Origin of the sequence: Citrobacter sp. Igbk 16, from assembly GCF_028069755.1 — a bacterium.
Classification (GTDB): domain Bacteria; phylum Pseudomonadota; class Gammaproteobacteria; order Enterobacterales; family Enterobacteriaceae; genus Citrobacter.
In genome coordinates this window covers 16,754-33,682 of sequence record NZ_JANEWJ010000010.1, presented here as the reverse complement: position 1 = coordinate 33,682, position 16,929 = coordinate 16,754, and the positions used below count along the sequence as shown (strand labels likewise).

The following is a 16,929-nucleotide window of genomic DNA, read 5'->3' as shown; positions in this document are numbered from 1 at the left end:
GCCAGGTAACATAGGTATCCCCCCATTACGGGTGGACATGTGTTTATATATCCGACTATTAACAGAGAGAATATTATGAGCGTTGTGCCTGTAGCCGACGTACTCCAGGGCCGCGTAGCCGTTGACAGCGAAGTCACCGTGCGCGGATGGGTGCGTACCCGCCGAGATTCAAAAGCTGGCATCTCCTTCCTCGCCGTTTATGACGGTTCCTGCTTTGATCCTGTACAGGCCGTCATCAATAATTCTCTGCCCAATTACAATCAGGACGTATTACGCCTGACGACGGGGTGTTCGGTTATCGTAACGGGTAAAGTCGTTGCGTCACCAGGACAAGGACAGAGCTTTGAAATTCAGGCAACGGAAGTTGAAGTTACCGGCTGGGTTGAAGATCCTGATACCTATCCCATGGCTGCGAAACGTCACAGTATTGAGTACCTGCGTGAAGTCGCACACATGCGTCCGCGTACCAATATGATTGGTGCGGTTGCGCGAGTACGCCATACGCTGGCGCAAGCGCTGCATCGCTTCTTCCATGAGCAGGGTTTCTTTTGGGTTTCTACCCCACTGATCACCGCTTCCGATACCGAAGGTGCCGGTGAAATGTTCCGCGTGTCAACGCTGGATCTGGAAAACCTGCCACGCAACGATCAGGGTAAAGTCGATTTCGATAAAGACTTCTTTGGTAAAGAAGCCTTCCTGACAGTTTCCGGTCAGTTGAACGGCGAAACCTATGCCTGTGCACTGTCCAAAATTTATACTTTTGGACCGACTTTCCGTGCGGAAAATTCCAACACCAGCCGTCACCTGGCAGAGTTTTGGATGCTTGAGCCGGAAGTCGCTTTTGCCGATCTGAACGATGTTGCAGGTCTGGCTGAAGCAATGCTGAAATACGCGTTCAAGGCCGTACTGGAAGAACGTGCGGATGATATGAAGTTCTTCGCCGAACGTGTCGACAAAGACGCGGTATCACGCCTGGAACGTTTCATTGATGCTGACTTTGCACAGGTGGATTACACCGATGCGGTAAGCATTCTGGAAAAATGCGGCAAACAGTTCGAAAACCCGGTTTACTGGGGTGTCGATCTGTCTTCTGAGCATGAACGCTATCTTGCCGAAGAACACTTTAAAGCGCCGGTGGTGGTTAAAAACTATCCGAAAGATATTAAGGCGTTTTATATGCGCCTTAACGACGACGGTAAAACCGTTGCGGCAATGGACGTGCTGGCACCGGGAATCGGTGAAATCATCGGTGGCTCTCAGCGTGAAGAGCGTCTGGACGTGCTGGATGCCCGTATGCTGGAAATGGGTCTGAACAAAGAAGATTACTGGTGGTATCGCGATCTGCGTCGCTACGGTACCGTTCCGCATTCCGGCTTCGGATTGGGCTTTGAGCGCCTGATTGCTTATGTCACCGGCGTACAGAACGTCCGCGACGTTATTCCGTTCCCGCGTACACCGCGTAACGCCAGCTTCTAACACTATCGTTTTAACCTTAAAGGCCAGCACTGCTGGCCTTTTTACGTTCAGCGCATTGCTGCATTTTTCACCGTAGATGGACCCTCATCCCGCACTAAACTCAACCCGTAAATTCCCCCTTCCTGTTACGTGATGTTTCACTGCAACATTTAAGAACAAAAAATAATCACTATTTTTATTGTGGATTAGCACTTCATGATCAAATAGAGCATTTATTACCCATCCGCACGGCGTTCTGGACGTCCAAAATAAGCATTTGTAAAAATGGTTCTTTTAAGCAGGGTTAGATAAAAATGTCGTTAGCAAAATTAAGTATAAGAAAATCATATAAATAGATAAAGATGAGCAAAATTCAATCGCAGGGACAGCTGAAATTTGAAGTCGTTCACAAAGTTGCATAAAAATAACATTTTGTTACACATTTTTTCTTTTTGAAACTAAATCTTTATATTTGTAGCACTTTGACAGTAGCGAAACGGTAGTTTGAATGGAAAGATGCCTGCAGACACATAAAGACACCAAACTCTCATCAATAGTTCCGTAAATTTTTATTGACGGAATTCATTGGCGGCAGTGGCAGGTGTCATATAAAAACCGATGAGGGTAATAAATAATGATGAAGCGCAATATTCTGGCAGTGGTTATCCCTGCTCTGCTGGTAGCCGGGGCAGCTAACGCTGCAGAAGTTTATAACAAAGATGGCAATAAAGTAGACATCTACGGTAAAGCTGTAGGTCTGCACTATTTTTCCAAGAACAACGGTGAAAACGCTTACGCACCTAATGGCGATCAGACTTACGCCCGTCTTGGTTTCAAAGGGGAAACTCAGATTAACGACCAACTGACCGGTTACGGCCAGTGGGAATACCAGTTCAGCGGCAATAACTCCGAAGGCGGTGACGACTCTCAGAAAGGGAACAAAACCCGTCTGGCGTTTGCTGGTCTGAAATTCGGTGACGCAGGCTCCTTCGATTACGGTCGTAACTACGGCGTCGTATACGATGCACTGGGTTACACCGATATGCTGCCAGAATTCGGTGGCGATACTGCGGCTTCCGACCAGTTCTTCTCCCAGCGTAACGGTGGCCTCGCGACTTACCGTAACTCCAACTTCTTCGGTCTGGTTGAAGGCCTGAACTTCGCTGTTCAGTACCTGGGTAAAAACGAGCGTGATGACGTTCGTCGCTCTAATGGTGACGGCGTTGGCGGTTCTGTAAGCTACGAATTCGAAGGCTTCGGTATCGTCGGTGCATACGGCGCGGCTGACCGTACCGATGCCCAGCAAAACCCGCTTCTGCGCGGCCATGGCGACAAAGCTGAGCAGTGGGCTACCGGCGTGAAATACGATGCTAACAACATCTACCTGGCAGCAAACTACAGCGAAACCCGCAACGCAACCCGTATCTCTAACGGTTATGCGAACAAAACTGAAGACGTACTGTTAGTTGCTCAGTACCAGTTCGACTTCGGTCTGCGTCCGTCCATCGCCTATACCAAATCTAAAGGTAAGGATATCGAAGGTATCGGTGACGTAGATCTGGTGAACTACTTCGAAGTGGGCGCGACTTACTACTTCAACAAAAACATGTCCACCTATGTTGATTACATCATCAACCAGATCGATTCTGACAACAAACTGGGCGTAGGCTCTGACGACACCGTTGCAGTGGGTATCGTTTACCAGTTCTAATAGCAGACCTCTTTGCTAAATGCCTAAAAAACAGGACTTCGGTCCTGTTTTTTTATCTCCGCCAGCGGATTCTTGCGTCTTCAAAAAACACCCCTGCTTTTCGTCACTAACGGTTGGCATTTTGTAAATCTACCGTTAACCTGATAGCGGACTTCCCTTCTGTAACCACAATGGAACCTCGTCATGTTTGAGAACATTACCGCCGCTCCTGCCGACCCCATTTTGGGCCTGGCTGATTTGTTTCGTGCCGATGACCGCCCGGGGAAAATAAACCTCGGAATCGGTGTATATAAAGATGAGACAGGCAAAACGCCGGTACTGACCAGCGTTAAAAAAGCCGAGCAATATATCCTGGAAAATGAAACCACCAAAAACTATCTTGGCATTGACGGTATTCCAGAGTTTGGTCGCTGCACTCAGGAATTACTGTTTGGTAAAGAAAGTGCACTGATTAATGACAAGCGCGCGCGTACAGCGCAGACCCCTGGTGGTACGGGTGCCCTGCGTGTGGCCGCTGATTTCCTGGCAAAAAACACCAGCGCAAAACGCGTGTGGGTCAGCAACCCAAGCTGGCCGAACCATAAGAGCGTATTTAATTCAGCTGGTCTGGAAGTGCGTGAATATAACTATTACGATGCGGCAAACCATTCACTGGACTTTGATGCGCTGCTGGCAAGCCTGGCTGAAGCACAAGCTGGCGACGTCGTATTATTCCACGGCTGCTGCCATAATCCGACCGGTATTGATCCGACGCTGGAGCAATGGCAAACGTTGGCTCAGCTGTCAGTCGACAAAGGTTGGTTACCACTGTTCGACTTTGCCTACCAGGGCTTTGCTCGTGGTCTGGAAGAAGATGCAGAAGGTCTGCGTGCATTCGCCGCGCTGCATAAAGAGCTGATTGTCGCCAGTTCCTATTCCAAAAACTTTGGTCTGTACAATGAGCGTGTAGGTGCCTGTACGCTGGTCGCTGCCGATGCAGAAACCGTTGACCGTGCCTTTAGCCAGATGAAATCAGTCATCCGTGCGAACTACTCCAACCCACCGGCACACGGTGCCTCAGTTGTCGCGACAATTCTGAGCAACGATGCGCTACGTGCAATCTGGGAACAGGAACTGACTGACATGCGCCAACGCATTCAGCGCATGCGTCTGCTGTTCGTCAATACGTTGCAGGAGAAAGGGGCAAACCGCGATTTCAGCTTTATCATCAAACAGAACGGTATGTTCTCATTCAGCGGCCTGACGAAAGAACAAGTTCTGCGTCTGCGTGAAGAGTTTGGTGTTTATGCTGTTGCTTCCGGACGTGTAAACGTAGCAGGAATGACGCCAGACAACATGGCGCCGTTATGCGAAGCGATTGTCGCTGTTCTGTAATCTATCGCACACACAAAAAAGGCCGCATCGCGGCCTTTTTATTTATCTGTCGTGTTACCAAACCGGCATTTCATCCTGCAGGAACGGATTATGCTGCCGCTCGTAACCCAGCGTAGAGAGTGGTCCGTGACCCGGAATAAACGTCACGTCATCACCCAGCGGTAAGAGTTTACGTTTGATAGCGTCAATCAATTGGCTGTGATCCCCACGCGGGAAATCACTGCGCCCTACGCCACCTTTGAAAATCACGTCGCCGGAAATCAGTAACTTTGATTGTTCATCAAAGAAGACGACATGCCCAGGCGTGTGACCCGGGCAATGCAATACCTGTAAGGTTACGTTGCCGACGCTAATCCGATCGCCTTCGTTTAACCAGCGATCGGGCGTTAGCGGCTCACAATCACCCAGGCCAAACATACGGCTTTGTGCAGGCAGCCCCTGCAGCCAGAACTCATCTTCTTTTTCCGGCCCAATAACCGGTACACCGTAATGCTGTGCCAGTTCTGCCGCCGCACCAACATGGTCGAGATGACCATGAGTAAGCAGGATCTGCATGAGCGTCAGACCGCTGGCATCGACTTCCTGTTTGATTTTCTCGGCATCACCGCCGGGATCGACCAGTGCGGCCAGACGCGTCTGCTCACACCAGATTAGCGAGCAGTTCTGGGCGAATGCAGTGACCGGAATAATACGATAGTTCATACAGCTCCTGTTTCATTAAGCTTACGGATCACCAGTGCCGTGCAGGCCCGGTGTCAATATGCACAAAGTTACTGCTGGGGTAGTATCCTACACCACCTGCGCGCATAGATAACGCAGCTTTGCGAATATTACTTAATGCGATGCCTTCAATATGGAAATCCATGGCCTGTCCTTTCGTGTGGTAGCTTTTCTTTGCCACACCACGACTACGTGCACGGAGTTCGTTATTGGTATCGATGGAGCGATAGCCGGAGATCAGTTGTACGGGTTTACGCGTACCCAGCAGTCCCTGCAGACGGAAGAGTTGATCAAACAATCCCGGGTCGATGGATTTCACTTTATTCGCCCGAAAGTCACGGAAAAAGTGATTAAGTTTTGCTAATTCGTCCTGAATATAGCCCCTGCCATCAAAAAACTCTGCTTTAATTGACTCACCGGTATGCAGGTTATTCAGCGTCAATATACGCGGACGTGGGGTGGAGAGAGTTGCAAACGCAGGCGTGGGCAGGATGGCAGCGCCGAGGGCAATGCCACCAAGCGCCAGCAATTTGCGGCGATTAGCGTCAAATTTGTCCATGGTATTAAGGTCTACAGGTCAATGTTATCGTATGTATGCTCTAGCGCACGCGGGAAACCTTATCTGGCTAAGTAGTCCACGTCAAGGCTCCCAAACCCAGGAAATACGGGGCTTACAGCCATCCTGCCCCGTTTTCATCATAACTTACGACAATCATTTTCCTCGAACTGCTTCATTTACCTGATTAATTGCTCAGCTTTCGACATGATTTGTGCGCTGGATCGCGCTGTCTGATCGTAATTGTAAATATCTGTTCGATACTGCGTACGTCCATCACTTCCCACAAAGGCTGTCAGATAGTACAGGTTGACCGGAATATTCTGGCGAATATTGACATATCGCGTATCCCCTTGCTTCAGGGCATCCGAGATGCGTGTATCATTCCAGCCAGCATCCTGCAGCAGCATATTCGCCAGTTCCGAGGCCTTATTCACGCGCACACAGCCAGAACTTAGTGCCCGAGTATCCTTCTGGAACAAATTATGGTTTGGCGTATCGTGCAGATAAATGGCGTCAGAACTCGGCATGTTGAATTTATAGCGACCCAGAGAATTACGCGCGCCCGGTGCCTGCTGGAAGCGGAACGGCAGATTCGAAGCGGTGATTGTAGCCCAGTCAACCTGCCACGGATCTATCGTCTCTTTGCTGTTCCAGCCGCGCATTACAGTATACCCGTGACGCTCAAGGTACCCCGGATCGTTCCACAATTTAGGCAGTATATCCTTACGCGCCAGCGTCGGCGGCACATTCCACGGCGGGTTTACAACCACGTTATTTAACGCACTGCTCATCATCGGTGTTTTACGATCGGGACGTCCGACGATAACACGGGAAGCCAGCACCTGATTGCCATTCTGGTAATACACCAACGAGTACGCGGGAATATTCACCATGATGCCGGTAGACAACTCACTCGGCAGCAGGCGCAAACGCTGAATATTAAGCGCCAGCACCCCTGCGCGCTGAGCAGGCGTGACATTCAACCAGTCGCGGGTTGCAGGGCCAATCGTGCCATCGGCCCCAAGCCCCTGCCATGTCTGAAAACGTTTCACCGCGTCAACAAGTTCGCGATCGTAGGCGCTACGCCCTTCTTTGGCAGAAGTACTGACACCGGCGTTCAGCATTCCGGTGCGGCGCAGAATTTCGCGCAGTGCCGGGATATCATTACTCCATTCACCGGGGCGCAACGTCGTGGTGCTGGTCAACCGTGGCCAGGGTCGCGAATCCCCCACCAGCTTCAGCAACGACTCATGCATCGCAGCATACTGTGGATGCTGAGGTGTAAGGCTGGTGATAAATGAAGTTAGCTGACCGTTGTCCAGCGCCACCTGCCATTGGTTAACAACGGAGAGCGGTGGTGTTGCCAGTGCATAAGGCTTATCGCTATAGAGCCAGCGGCTACCTTTGACGGGGATATTTGCAATGAAGTGGAGATAGCCCATCATCGCATCAGAAAGCACAGTATCACGTGCCAGACCTGTGACTGCCGGGTCAGTCAGTAACGCGACCCAGGCGTTAAACTGCGGCTGAAAACCGGCAATCGCCACCTCGGCTAACTGTTGTTGAAAGGCTTTTACCGCGTCACGATTTTCCCACATCGGTTTCATTTCGCGTGCGGCATACAGCAATTCCAGCTGGCTCATATAGACCGGCGTATAGCCTGCTGGTAGCTGAGATTGCAATTCAGCGCGAGCTTTATCCACAGATGTGCCATCGGGCAGAGACTGAATTCCCGCCATCACACCGGTCGCGTAAGATTGTACCTGCGGTTGCGATAACGCTGTAGGCTGTTCGCTGACGGCCGCAGAGCTGTCGCCAGGAATCATTTCAGGCTCATCAGCCTGCGCGTTGAACAGTGGAGCGAATGTTACGGCCAGGCACAAACTGATTGCCGACAGCCGACGACCACACATTTTATTAAGCAACATCCCTTGCCCCCTGTTTTCTTTATCATACTTTGAGTAGCCAGACCGCCTGTATTCCCCGTTACTCTCACGGGAGCGGGCCTGTAAAACGCCAATACATTCTGAAGTATGACGAGCAAGCCCGGCGACGCGTTAGGCTTACCTTCAGTATATAAACATCAAATCGTTTTTGCCTAACCTAATGTAAAGAAGTCTAAAGAAATTACACCAGGTATCATGTGTATGTCGGAAAAGAAAAAGGCGGCTTTAGCGCCTAATGCTGTTCAGTTAACATTTCAGTTTCAGAAAGCATCAACATGTGTTGGCGGGGTAATGAACATGCTCTCTCAGAGAAAGGGTTCCGTTCACCTCATGTTCATCGCTTCTCTGTACACTGAACGCCAGTGAACGTGTTAAGGGTGCTATCGCCGCACCCTTAACAATCCCGGCTCCCGGCACGGAAAATTGTTGCTGCGCAATCCTCTCCGCTTATTCCTCCAGGCTACCGGGCCGGGCGCGATGCAACATCCCTGTAGCACGCACCCTGAACCCGCATCCCTGCGGGTTCTCCCGGCCTTACGGAAACACGTCGGCAATTTTCAGCCGGACCAGCCCACATCTGACCATTTCCACCGTTTTTTCAAACAGCGAAACCGAAATACCTGAAAGTCAGAGAGTAGAAGCGATATCCTCGGTCCGGCTGAAAATCGATGAGACGTTGACGGCTGACCGGGGCTGCCCGCAGGGATGCGGGCAGAGAGGACGGCCTGCAGGGACGCAGGCTCGGCCCCGCCCCGACAGGCAGACGGCATAAGACGAATAACTCGCGCAGCGACGATTTTCCCGCCGGGAGCCTGGGTTGCAAGGGAGGCGGCGGCGAGCCTCCCTTGCACGTTCACAGGTATCTGTGATTCAGAGAAGTGATACTGCTGAGGTGAACGGAACCCTGAGCAAGAATCACATATTCACCCTACATGCTTAACTGACAGGCATTAGGCTTTAACACCGCCTTTTTACTTAGCTTGCCTGCGAAGAGGCATCTTCTATCCCAGGTAACGGCTCAGGTAACTGAGGGGCAAAACCACGCAGCCCCACCACGTGAACGTGTTCGGTATTCTGGAAGACTTTACGCACCAGTTTGTAAGTTGTGCCTTTCTCCGGGCTGATGTTTTCCGGCGCTGCAATAATCAGCTGCATCTGCAAACGCTCGCACAGTTCAAACAGGGTTGCGATGGAGCGGGCATCGAGTCGTGCGGCTTCATCAAGGAACAACAGGCGGCATGGCGAGATATCTTTCCCACGCAGTCTGCGACCTTCATCTTCCCAGCTTTGTACAACCATCACGAGGATTGACATCCCGGTTCCGATCGCCTCCCCCGTGGACAACGCGCCCGATTCAGCACGTAACCAACCGTCAGAACCACGGTTAACCTCAACTTCCATTTCCAGGTAGTTGCGGTAATCCAGCAGTTCTTCACCAATGGTTTGTGGCGTACGCTGCCCCATGTCGATCTGCGGATTAAGACGCTGATACAACTTCGCCAGCGCTTCAGAGAAGGTCAGACGGTTGCTGTTAAACAGGTCCTGATGCTGTTCATGCTGCTCGGACAGGACATCCAACAAAGTCGCGTGTGTTTCACGCACATTTACGTTCAGACGAACGCTGTTTACCTGACCGAACGACACGCTTTGCAGACCCTGGTTCAACATACGAATACGGTTCTGCTCACGCTGGATAGTCTTACGGATGATGTTCGCCACGCTTCGCGAGCTGATAGCCAGCTTCTGTTCACGGGAGGTTAACTCTTCCGTCAGACGGCTCAATTCAATCTCCATCTGCTCGATGGCTTCGACCGGATCGTCTGTACGGATGATATCCTGACGAATACGTTCACGCAGATGCTGGTAGACCGCCACGAAGAACTGGATTTTACGTTCTGGTCGCTTGGGATCTTCAGACATGCGCAGTACATCGCGCAGATGCTCGTTATCCGCCACCGCCAGGCGCAGCGCACCGAGCGCCTTATCCGACATCGAACGCAGTTCATCACCGGAAAGATAAGCCAGCTCACGACGGTGCAGGCGACGTTCAACGCCGTTGTCTTTTACCATCCGCATCACGGCACACCAGCCGGCTTTCGCGGTCACCACTTGCTCACGCATTTCATGGTAATCGCGCTCAAGCTTGCGCAATCTGCGGGTCAGGTTTTCCATCTCTGCTTCGCAGAAGGTTAGCGCTTTTTCCAGTTGATTACGGCGAGCACGGTTATTACTAAGCTGCGCATGCAGTTCATCACGACGAATACGCGCACGTTCTTCCGCACCGCTATCAGCACGAACGCCAATATCCTGCAGTTCGCGTTGTAAATCGTTCAGCAGTTCTTTCTTGGTGTCATAAGAGCTTTTCAGCGAGGCCATGACCTGATTGTACTGGCTTAGCTGTGCGGCATGGCTGCGCAAAGCCTCACGAGCACGGGTACGTTCAGCCTCCGCGTGTTCCAGACGCTCACGCAGTTTCTCATTCAGATCGCTGTTACCGCTGAGCATTTCGGCAGAGTCAGAATAGCTAAAATGCGCCCGACGCTGAACGACTTCAGTGAGTGCAAAGGCCTGCTGACGCGCATCACGCTGCATCTGCTGAGAATACGCGTAGTCTTCTTTCAGCTGTTCAAACTGCTCTGGGTCATTTTGCAGAACGGAAACCATCGGTTCCAGTTTGGCCAGCTGATTACCATGTTGTTGAATAAAACGCGCCGCTTCCTGAGCTTCATCCAGGCGTTCGCGAATTTCATCCACGCGATCGGCTAATGTGTCATCCGCAAGCAAATTTAAACGCGGCAGCAGACGGTTCAGGGCAGAAACACCTTCTTTCGCTTGTTCAAACTGCGTACGGCTTTGCTGGTTATCATTTTCATGGTTGGTGAGCGCACGTTCGAGCTCAACGCGACGGCTATTCAACTGACGAATTTCGGCTTCTGGATCGGCCTCAAACGCTACCGACAGATGGCTGCCGATAAAGCGACTAAATGCCTGATGCAGACGCTGTGTTTTCTGTACGTCGAATGAAAGCGTCGCAAAACGTTCAGACAGCCCCTCACGCTCAGCGTGCAGCGTTTCGATACGGCTTTCACGCGCGGCACGACCAAAAATCGGCACCGTTGGAAAGCGGGAGTAACGCCACTGGCGCTCGGCGGTTTTCACCACCACCGCTTTTTCAAGTTCATCGACGCTGAAGACGCTGTCATCAAACGACTGCGGGTCCCCTTCGATGAAGTAGAGGTCTTCCGGGCAATCCGTCAGCCCATCAAGTTGCTCAGTAATCAGCGACAGATCCGGCACCACGATGGCATGCCGCGAAGGGCCATACAGTGCAGAGAAGTACGGCGCATCTTCGAGGCTAACATCGTCATAGATTTCAGACAGCAGCACGCCGCCAAAACGTTCTGCCAGTGCGTTCAGACGCTGATCTTCCGCCCCGCCCGGCTGGCTTAGACGTTCAATCTCTTCATCAACTGCATTTTTACGCGCGCCGACTTCATCGCGTTCAACAATGGCTTCACGCTCACGTTCCAGCAACTGTTGCAGATACTCCGTTACGTCCTGGCTGGACGTAAATTCTTCGCCGCACTGTTCACTCAGTTGGTTCAGGCTATTTTGCGCAGCCAGCCAGACCGGAGCTCGTTGCATCAAATGCTGAATACGGGATTGCAGCTGTTCCTGTTCCTGACGCAGTGCCATCCGCTGTTCGCTGGCAGACGATACGCTGTCAGACAAGGCGGCAATACGCGCTTCCAGCTCCTGATGCAGAGCCTCAAGCTCATCGATATCGAAATGCTTACCCTGACGTTTGCAGAATTCAGCCAGCAGACGCTCGGCTTCCTGCTGTTCCCGCAGACGCTGTTCCAGCTCGCTCAGACGCATGCGTAATGGCTGAACTTGTTCCGCCAGATGACGCTGTTCAACACCTTCGCGCAGCAGCTCACGCGCGACGCTCCAGGCATCACCACGCGCCAATGGACCATTAATAGCCGCCACCAGCTGATAAGCCTGCTCGAACTGGCTGTGCGCAGTTTGCGCCACGCTCATTTTTTGTTCCAGCGTCAGCAACTTCTCGGTCGCTTCCTGCTCTTTGGCCTGGAAGGTTTCCAGCCATTCAGCGGCACTGTCGGCGGTGAGATCGGGTAAATGGCAAAGCTCTTTGGCTCGGCTCAGTGCCTGAATCGCCTGAGTATACTGGATGGCTCGCGTTTGCTGAACGTCCAGCGCTTGCTGGTAATCGGCCAGCTGACTTTTCAGCTCATCCACTTCCAGCTCGGCAGCTTCCGCACGGGCTTCATTTTCATCCTGGCGATCGGCAGCTTCTGCCACGACTTCATTTTGTTCTTCGAGGCGAATCTGCAACTCTTCAAGATCCGCTTCGTAGCGTTCAATCTTTTCCTGCTGACGCAGCGCAGTTTGCACCAGATTGAGGTGATCGCTTGCCGCCTGATAATCGGCTTCAAGATCGCCTTCCGCGCCGTTATGCTCACCCAGCTCGCGCGCCATATCCACGTGCTTATACTGCTCAGCCGCTAACTGCTGGCGCGAGGTGTACAGTTCACGGCGATATTCCAGCGCTTTGTCGAGGTGAATACGACGTTCATTAGCGTGGCGCATATAATCCGCTGCCACATAGTTAGTCGCTTCGCTGATCAAATGCTTAAACAGGTCACGATCTGACTGGGTGACGCGAATGGCTTCCAGCGTCATACGGTTTTCACGCAGCGCCGCTTCCATATCCTGGAACGCTTTACGCACGCCGCTGTTTTCTGGCAGCAGGTAATCACGCAGCGAGCGGGTAATGGCGCTGGAGATACCGCCGTACAGCGAGGCTTCAATCAGGCGATAGAATTTACTACGGTCGGACGCAGAGCGCAGACGACGGGCAATGATGCCCAAATCGAACATCAACGAGTGATAATCGGTGATTGAGTTAAACTGCTTAAACTGCACACCTTCCATCTCATCAAGCTTCTCTTTCAGCTCGGCGAGAGACAGAACGCGAGCCTGGCGTTCGTTCAGGGTTTCCGTAACCAGTTGGGTTGGTTGCACCGACATCGGCAACCCCTGAATCGCAAACGGTTTGATGTCCACTTTACGATCGCGCCCGGCAACCTGCTGCAGACGCACGCCGACGACCACACGCTGATGGCGCGAGTTGAGCACGTCAAGCATCGAGTAACAGACACCTGCTTTCAGCTTTCCGTGCAGACCTTTATCGCGTGAGCCGCTGGTTGCGCCGGCTTCGGTGGTATTACGAAAATGCAGCAGGGTTAAATCCGGGATAAGCGCTGTAACGAATGCCGCCATGGTGGTGGATTTACCCGCCCCGTTCCCACCCGACAGCGTGGTAACCAGCTCATCAAGGTCAAACGTACGAGCAAAAAAACCATTCCAGTTAATCAGCGTAAGTGAGCGAAATTTACCGCGTTCAATCATTATTCTTCCTCTCCACTGTCCGGCTGATTATCTTCTGGCTCATCATTGAGCTGCAGGTGGTTCTCGACCGACATCGCCTCACCATCACGAATTAAGCGACGCTGTGCTTCGCGTGGATCGTCGCCGCTACGCACATCCGCGCCAAAGCGGAACACAGACTCCGTAATACGGAATTTGCTGCTGTCGTGACCCATAAACCACACCATGCCTAAACGGCGCAGGCGGTTAAGTGAAGAGCGTACCTTTTCCTGTAGCTTCTGGCGGTCAACGTCTGAACCGGTTGAACGGTTGTTCACTAGCTTCAGCAATTTGGCTTCATCAGCCAGCGTTAGCAGCTCGTCGTACAGTTCTTGCTGGGTAAAGATCCCTTCATTCGCCAGACGTTCCGGGCTGAGATAGAGATAGCAAAGAATTTTACCGACCATCATGTCCAGTTCAGACAAGACCGAGCGCGGAATAAGCGTGGTTGAACGCGGACGTAGATAGAAGAACCCCTCCGGTGCACGAATCAATTCCACGTTATAGCGGCTGTAAAACTCTTCAAAATATTCCTGAAAATCCATCAGGAAGGCATGATTATCCAGTTCATCCAGGCCGATATGGCGGCCCGAACGTAAGGCGCTATCCAGCGCCGGAAATAACGGATTCGCCAGCGCCTGCGCCAGCTTGACCGGCATCACTTGTTCAATATTTGTCAATGACATGCGCCTGTACCTTGGCTCCGTAATCATTAATCGGCTGCCATTTGGCTGGCAGTCCGGTGAAGTCTGCTTGCGCTACGCCAAGACGTACCGCCTGATCGATAACAATACGCGCAACGTCGAAGTGACGCGCACGTGGGTATTGCGCCAGATACTCGCGCACGACCAATCCGAGATCCAGTGGCGTTTGTCTGGATTTATAGATAGCCAACTGTTCTTCGATAATTGCCGCCAGCTGTTCGCGGATCTCGTTAAATTCTTCATATTCCAGGTCAGCGGGCAACTCGCCAGTGACCTCTTCATCACGCAGCACCATCTCTTCATCACGCATATCCAGGAGACGATCGGCATTGGCGTAGGTCAACGCCCACGGATCGTCAAAATAGCTCTGGACAGACTGACGTAAACGCTGGGCAAAGACGCGATTTTTGTCCATATCAATAGCGGTACGAATAAACTTGTGCACGTGACGATCATAGCCGATCCACAAATCGATGGATTGCTGACCCCAGCTGATAATACGGTCGAGCTTGCTTTGCAGGTCGAACACCAGCCTGTCGACGAAATGCAAATCGTCATGCGCCATCGTTGCGTCCTGAATGCGTAACAGGTTCGCCTGCAGCTTATCGCCTGCGGCTTCCAGCGTATCCTGCAGCTCACGCAGCGTACCAGACGTTTCAGACAGCAGCATTTCACAACTGGAAATTGCCGCCCGCCAGTCTTTGTTCAGCAACTGTGCGATATCGTCTTTTACCTGCTGCTGCTGCTCATCCATAATGCGCTGAGTCAAATCGATACTGTCGAAAATTTCCGCTACCGAATACTTCAATGGTGCATAGACATTGCGGTGCCAGTGGAATTCATCACCACCTTCCGCGGCGGCATCTGCCGCGCGCTTCAGCTCACCAGCAACAATCGACAACTGCATCGACAAACGCAATGTAGAGAATTCACGCTGGCGGATATAGTAATCCGTGATGCCAATCCCCAGCGGCGTTAAACGATAAATAGCGTTACCTTCCGCCTGCTCGCTGGTAAAGCGGTTCAGCAGACGTTGACGTACCATGTCGTTAATCGCGTTATTGGCGCGAACACCGATGGTTTCGCTGGTTTGCTCAAACGCATCACTCACATGGCGGAACGCATCCACCAGCTCGCCTTCGCTCATCTCACCGTCAAGTCGCTCACCGTTCAGCGTGGCCACCGCCAGCAGGAACGAAAGTCTGTCTACCGGCAGAGAGATGGAGAAGTCATTTTTTCTGGCCCAGGCAACCAGTTCGGGGACTGTCTGGGAAAATTCACTCATAGGTTATCCTTGCATCTGCGGTTTGCGCGCGGTGACATGAATATAGCGACCAAGGCTGATATACGGCTCCTGGCGGCAATAGCGCGTTTCTAACTCAAGTAACATTTCATAACCGTCACGCTGTTGATGCTTATCTCGCAGATAATCATGAAACACGCGTACGCCTGTCTTACCGGTTATCTGCCAACCAATCTCTTCCAGCCACTGATAAACCTGTCCTGGTTCACGCGGGTAGTCTGGTGAAAGCGTACGTTTTTTACGTTTTGGCATCCCAACCTGCACATAGTCAAAATTCCCTGCGACCATGTTGTGCATCAGCAGACCGTTAGCATTGTAGAACATTAACGATAGCGCGCCGCCGGGACGCAATACCGACCACAGGGTTTGCAGCACGCAAACTGGTTCAGCCACCCATTCCAGCACAGCATGAAACAATATCAGATCAACCGGGCTTTCCAAATGCGCAGCAACATCCTGAGCGGCGCATTGTATGAAATGCATGTTTCCGCTCACACCTTTTGCCTCTGCTGCCTGCTGCGCACGGGCGATCATCTCACCGGACAGGTCGCATAATGTCACGAAGTGACCGCGCTCCGCCATTTTGATGGCCGTTTGCCCTTCGCCCCCCCCTGCATCCAGAATATGTAATTTCTGTTCATCGAGCGTGGGCAGTAAGCGATCCAAATCCTGCCAAAGAATAGCCTGTCTTAATTGGCCTTTGGTGGTGCCGTAAATGTTACGGGAAAACTTCTCTGCAATGTCATCAAAATTGCGATCCCGCATCGGGCTCTCCACTGGCTGGCTTTAGGGCGACTAAGTAAAACCGCTATTTTGTCACACCCACGCCGAGAATGAACCTTCCTGGTGTAATATCGCTGCAGATCCCCTGCTATATGGTTAAAAAAGGAACCAAAAAGGATGCTTTTTACGCTGAAGAAAGTGATTGGCGGTATGATGCTGCCGCTTCCGTTGATACTGCTTGTGATGGGCATCGGCCTGGGGTTGATCTGGTTTAGCCGCTTTCAGAAAACGGGGAAAGTGTGTATCAGCCTGAGTTGGCTCGCACTTTTACTGCTTAGCCTGCAGCCTGTCGCCGATCGTCTGCTGAAACCGCTTGAGGACAGTTATCCTACCTGGCAGGATACACAAAAAGTGCACTACATCGTGGTGCTGGGTGGGGGGTACACCTGGAATCCGCAGTGGGCGCCGAGTTCTAACCTCATCAATAATAGTCTTCCGCGTCTGAATGAAGGTATTCGTTTGTGGCGGGCGAATCCCGGATCGAAGCTGATTTTTACCGGCGCGGCCGCGAAAACCAATAACGTCAGCACGGCCGAAGTCGGTGCTCGCGTGGCGCAGTCGCTGGGCGTCCCCCGCAGCGAGATCATTACGCTGGATAAACCTAAAGATACCGAAGAAGAAGCGATTGCAGTAAAACAGGCTATTGGCGATGCGCCGTTCCTGCTGGTGACATCCGCATCGCACTTACCGCGTGCGATGATTTTCTTCCAGCAGGCCGGACTGCATCCTTTGCCTGCACCCGCCAATCAACTGGCCATCGATTCACCACTCAATCCGTGGGAGCGAGCAATTCCTTCGCCTGTCTGGCTGATGCATAGCGATCGGGTTGGTTACGAAACGTTAGGGCGCATCTGGCAGTGGCTGAAGGGATCGGAACATTGACAGGAATGCTGCCTGATGGCGACATTCACGCGTCTTAT

At 52.1% G+C, this 16,929-nt stretch carries 11 protein-coding genes; 4 read left to right on the top strand and 7 right to left on the bottom strand.

Features of this window, described 5'->3' with window-relative positions:
- The first annotated feature begins 75 nt into the window (after window positions 1-75).
- The 3 genes from asnS to aspC all read left to right on the top strand — a co-directional run bounded on the left by asnS (window position 76) and on the right by aspC (window position 4,540).
- Window positions 76-1,476 (top strand): asparagine--tRNA ligase, encoded by a 1,401-nt coding sequence (asnS, locus tag NNO03_RS08910; RefSeq protein ID WP_202039013.1) that lies wholly within the window; start codon window positions 76-78, stop codon window positions 1,474-1,476.
- Window positions 1,477-2,089: 613 nt separating this feature from the next.
- A complete protein-coding gene (ompF, locus tag NNO03_RS08905; protein WP_271449322.1) occupies window positions 2,090-3,166 on the top strand; it encodes a porin OmpF in 1,077 nt (358 codons plus the stop codon).
- 183 nt (window positions 3,167-3,349) lie between these two features.
- The gene (gene aspC, locus NNO03_RS08900) at window positions 3,350-4,540 is read left to right on the top strand and encodes an aspartate transaminase (RefSeq protein WP_137382832.1); all 1,191 of its coding nucleotides are present in this window, start codon (window positions 3,350-3,352) and stop codon (window positions 4,538-4,540) included.
- 54 nt (window positions 4,541-4,594) lie between these two features.
- Here the strand turns inward: aspC and NNO03_RS08895 are convergent, their stop codons facing one another.
- From NNO03_RS08895 to cmoM, 7 genes are all read right to left on the bottom strand, one after another.
- Window positions 4,595-5,242 carry an MBL fold metallo-hydrolase gene (locus NNO03_RS08895; protein ID WP_202039015.1) on the bottom strand — a complete coding sequence of 216 codons (648 nt, stop codon included), beginning with the start codon at window positions 5,240-5,242 and terminating at the stop codon, window positions 4,595-4,597.
- Window positions 5,243-5,270: 28 nt separating this feature from the next.
- Window positions 5,271-5,819 carry a YcbK family protein gene (locus tag NNO03_RS08890; RefSeq protein WP_003831948.1) on the bottom strand — a complete coding sequence of 183 codons (549 nt, stop codon included), beginning with the start codon at window positions 5,817-5,819 and terminating at the stop codon, window positions 5,271-5,273.
- A 176-nt stretch (window positions 5,820-5,995) separates the two neighbouring features.
- Window positions 5,996-7,747 (bottom strand): L,D-transpeptidase, encoded by a 1,752-nt coding sequence (ldtD, locus tag NNO03_RS08885; RefSeq protein WP_271449321.1) that lies wholly within the window; start codon window positions 7,745-7,747, stop codon window positions 5,996-5,998.
- A gap of 993 nt (window positions 7,748-8,740) precedes the next feature.
- Entirely contained in the window at window positions 8,741-13,201 is a 4,461-nt protein-coding gene (gene mukB / locus NNO03_RS08880) for a chromosome partition protein MukB (protein WP_271449320.1), read from the bottom strand.
- Window positions 13,201-13,905 (bottom strand): chromosome partition protein MukE, encoded by a 705-nt coding sequence (mukE, locus tag NNO03_RS08875; RefSeq protein WP_137382828.1) that lies wholly within the window; start codon window positions 13,903-13,905, stop codon window positions 13,201-13,203. Before mukE ends, mukB begins: the two co-directional genes overlap by 1 nt.
- Window positions 13,886-15,208: a chromosome partition protein MukF gene (mukF, locus tag NNO03_RS08870; RefSeq protein ID WP_048212134.1), complete on the bottom strand. Its 1,323-nt coding sequence runs from the start codon at window positions 15,206-15,208 to the stop codon at window positions 13,886-13,888. Before mukF ends, mukE begins: the two co-directional genes overlap by 20 nt.
- Before the next feature lie 3 nt (window positions 15,209-15,211).
- Entirely contained in the window at window positions 15,212-15,991 is a 780-nt protein-coding gene (gene cmoM, locus NNO03_RS08865; RefSeq protein ID WP_271449319.1) for a tRNA uridine 5-oxyacetic acid(34) methyltransferase CmoM, read from the bottom strand.
- A gap of 135 nt (window positions 15,992-16,126) precedes the next feature.
- On the opposite strand from cmoM, the gene elyC reads away from it, so the two are divergent.
- A complete protein-coding gene (elyC, locus tag NNO03_RS08860) occupies window positions 16,127-16,891 on the top strand; it encodes an envelope biogenesis factor ElyC (protein WP_271449318.1) in 765 nt (254 codons plus the stop codon).
- Window positions 16,892-16,929: the final 38 nt, after the last annotated feature.

What these genes read in the sequence shown, in the direction of transcription:
- NNO03_RS08895 (WP_202039015.1), bottom strand. Translation starts at nt 5,242, where the DNA reads ATGAACTATCGTATTATTCCGGTCACTGCATTCGCCCAGAACTGCTCG.
- NNO03_RS08890 (WP_003831948.1), bottom strand. Translation starts at nt 5,819, where the DNA reads ATGGACAAATTTGACGCTAATCGCCGCAAATTGCTGGCGCTTGGTGGC.
- aspC (WP_137382832.1), top strand. Translation starts at nt 3,350, where the DNA reads ATGTTTGAGAACATTACCGCCGCTCCTGCCGACCCCATTTTGGGCCTG.
- ompF (WP_271449322.1), top strand. Translation starts at nt 2,090, where the DNA reads ATGATGAAGCGCAATATTCTGGCAGTGGTTATCCCTGCTCTGCTGGTA.
- mukB (WP_271449320.1), bottom strand. Translation starts at nt 13,201, where the DNA reads ATGATTGAACGCGGTAAATTTCGCTCACTTACGCTGATTAACTGGAAT.
- mukE (WP_137382828.1), bottom strand. Translation starts at nt 13,905, where the DNA reads ATGTCATTGACAAATATTGAACAAGTGATGCCGGTCAAGCTGGCGCAG.
- cmoM (WP_271449319.1), bottom strand. Translation starts at nt 15,991, where the DNA reads ATGCGGGATCGCAATTTTGATGACATTGCAGAGAAGTTTTCCCGTAAC.
- asnS (WP_202039013.1), top strand. Translation starts at nt 76, where the DNA reads ATGAGCGTTGTGCCTGTAGCCGACGTACTCCAGGGCCGCGTAGCCGTT.
- elyC (WP_271449318.1), top strand. Translation starts at nt 16,127, where the DNA reads ATGCTTTTTACGCTGAAGAAAGTGATTGGCGGTATGATGCTGCCGCTT.
- ldtD (WP_271449321.1), bottom strand. Translation starts at nt 7,747, where the DNA reads ATGTTGCTTAATAAAATGTGTGGTCGTCGGCTGTCGGCAATCAGTTTG.
- mukF (WP_048212134.1), bottom strand. Translation starts at nt 15,208, where the DNA reads ATGAGTGAATTTTCCCAGACAGTCCCCGAACTGGTTGCCTGGGCCAGA.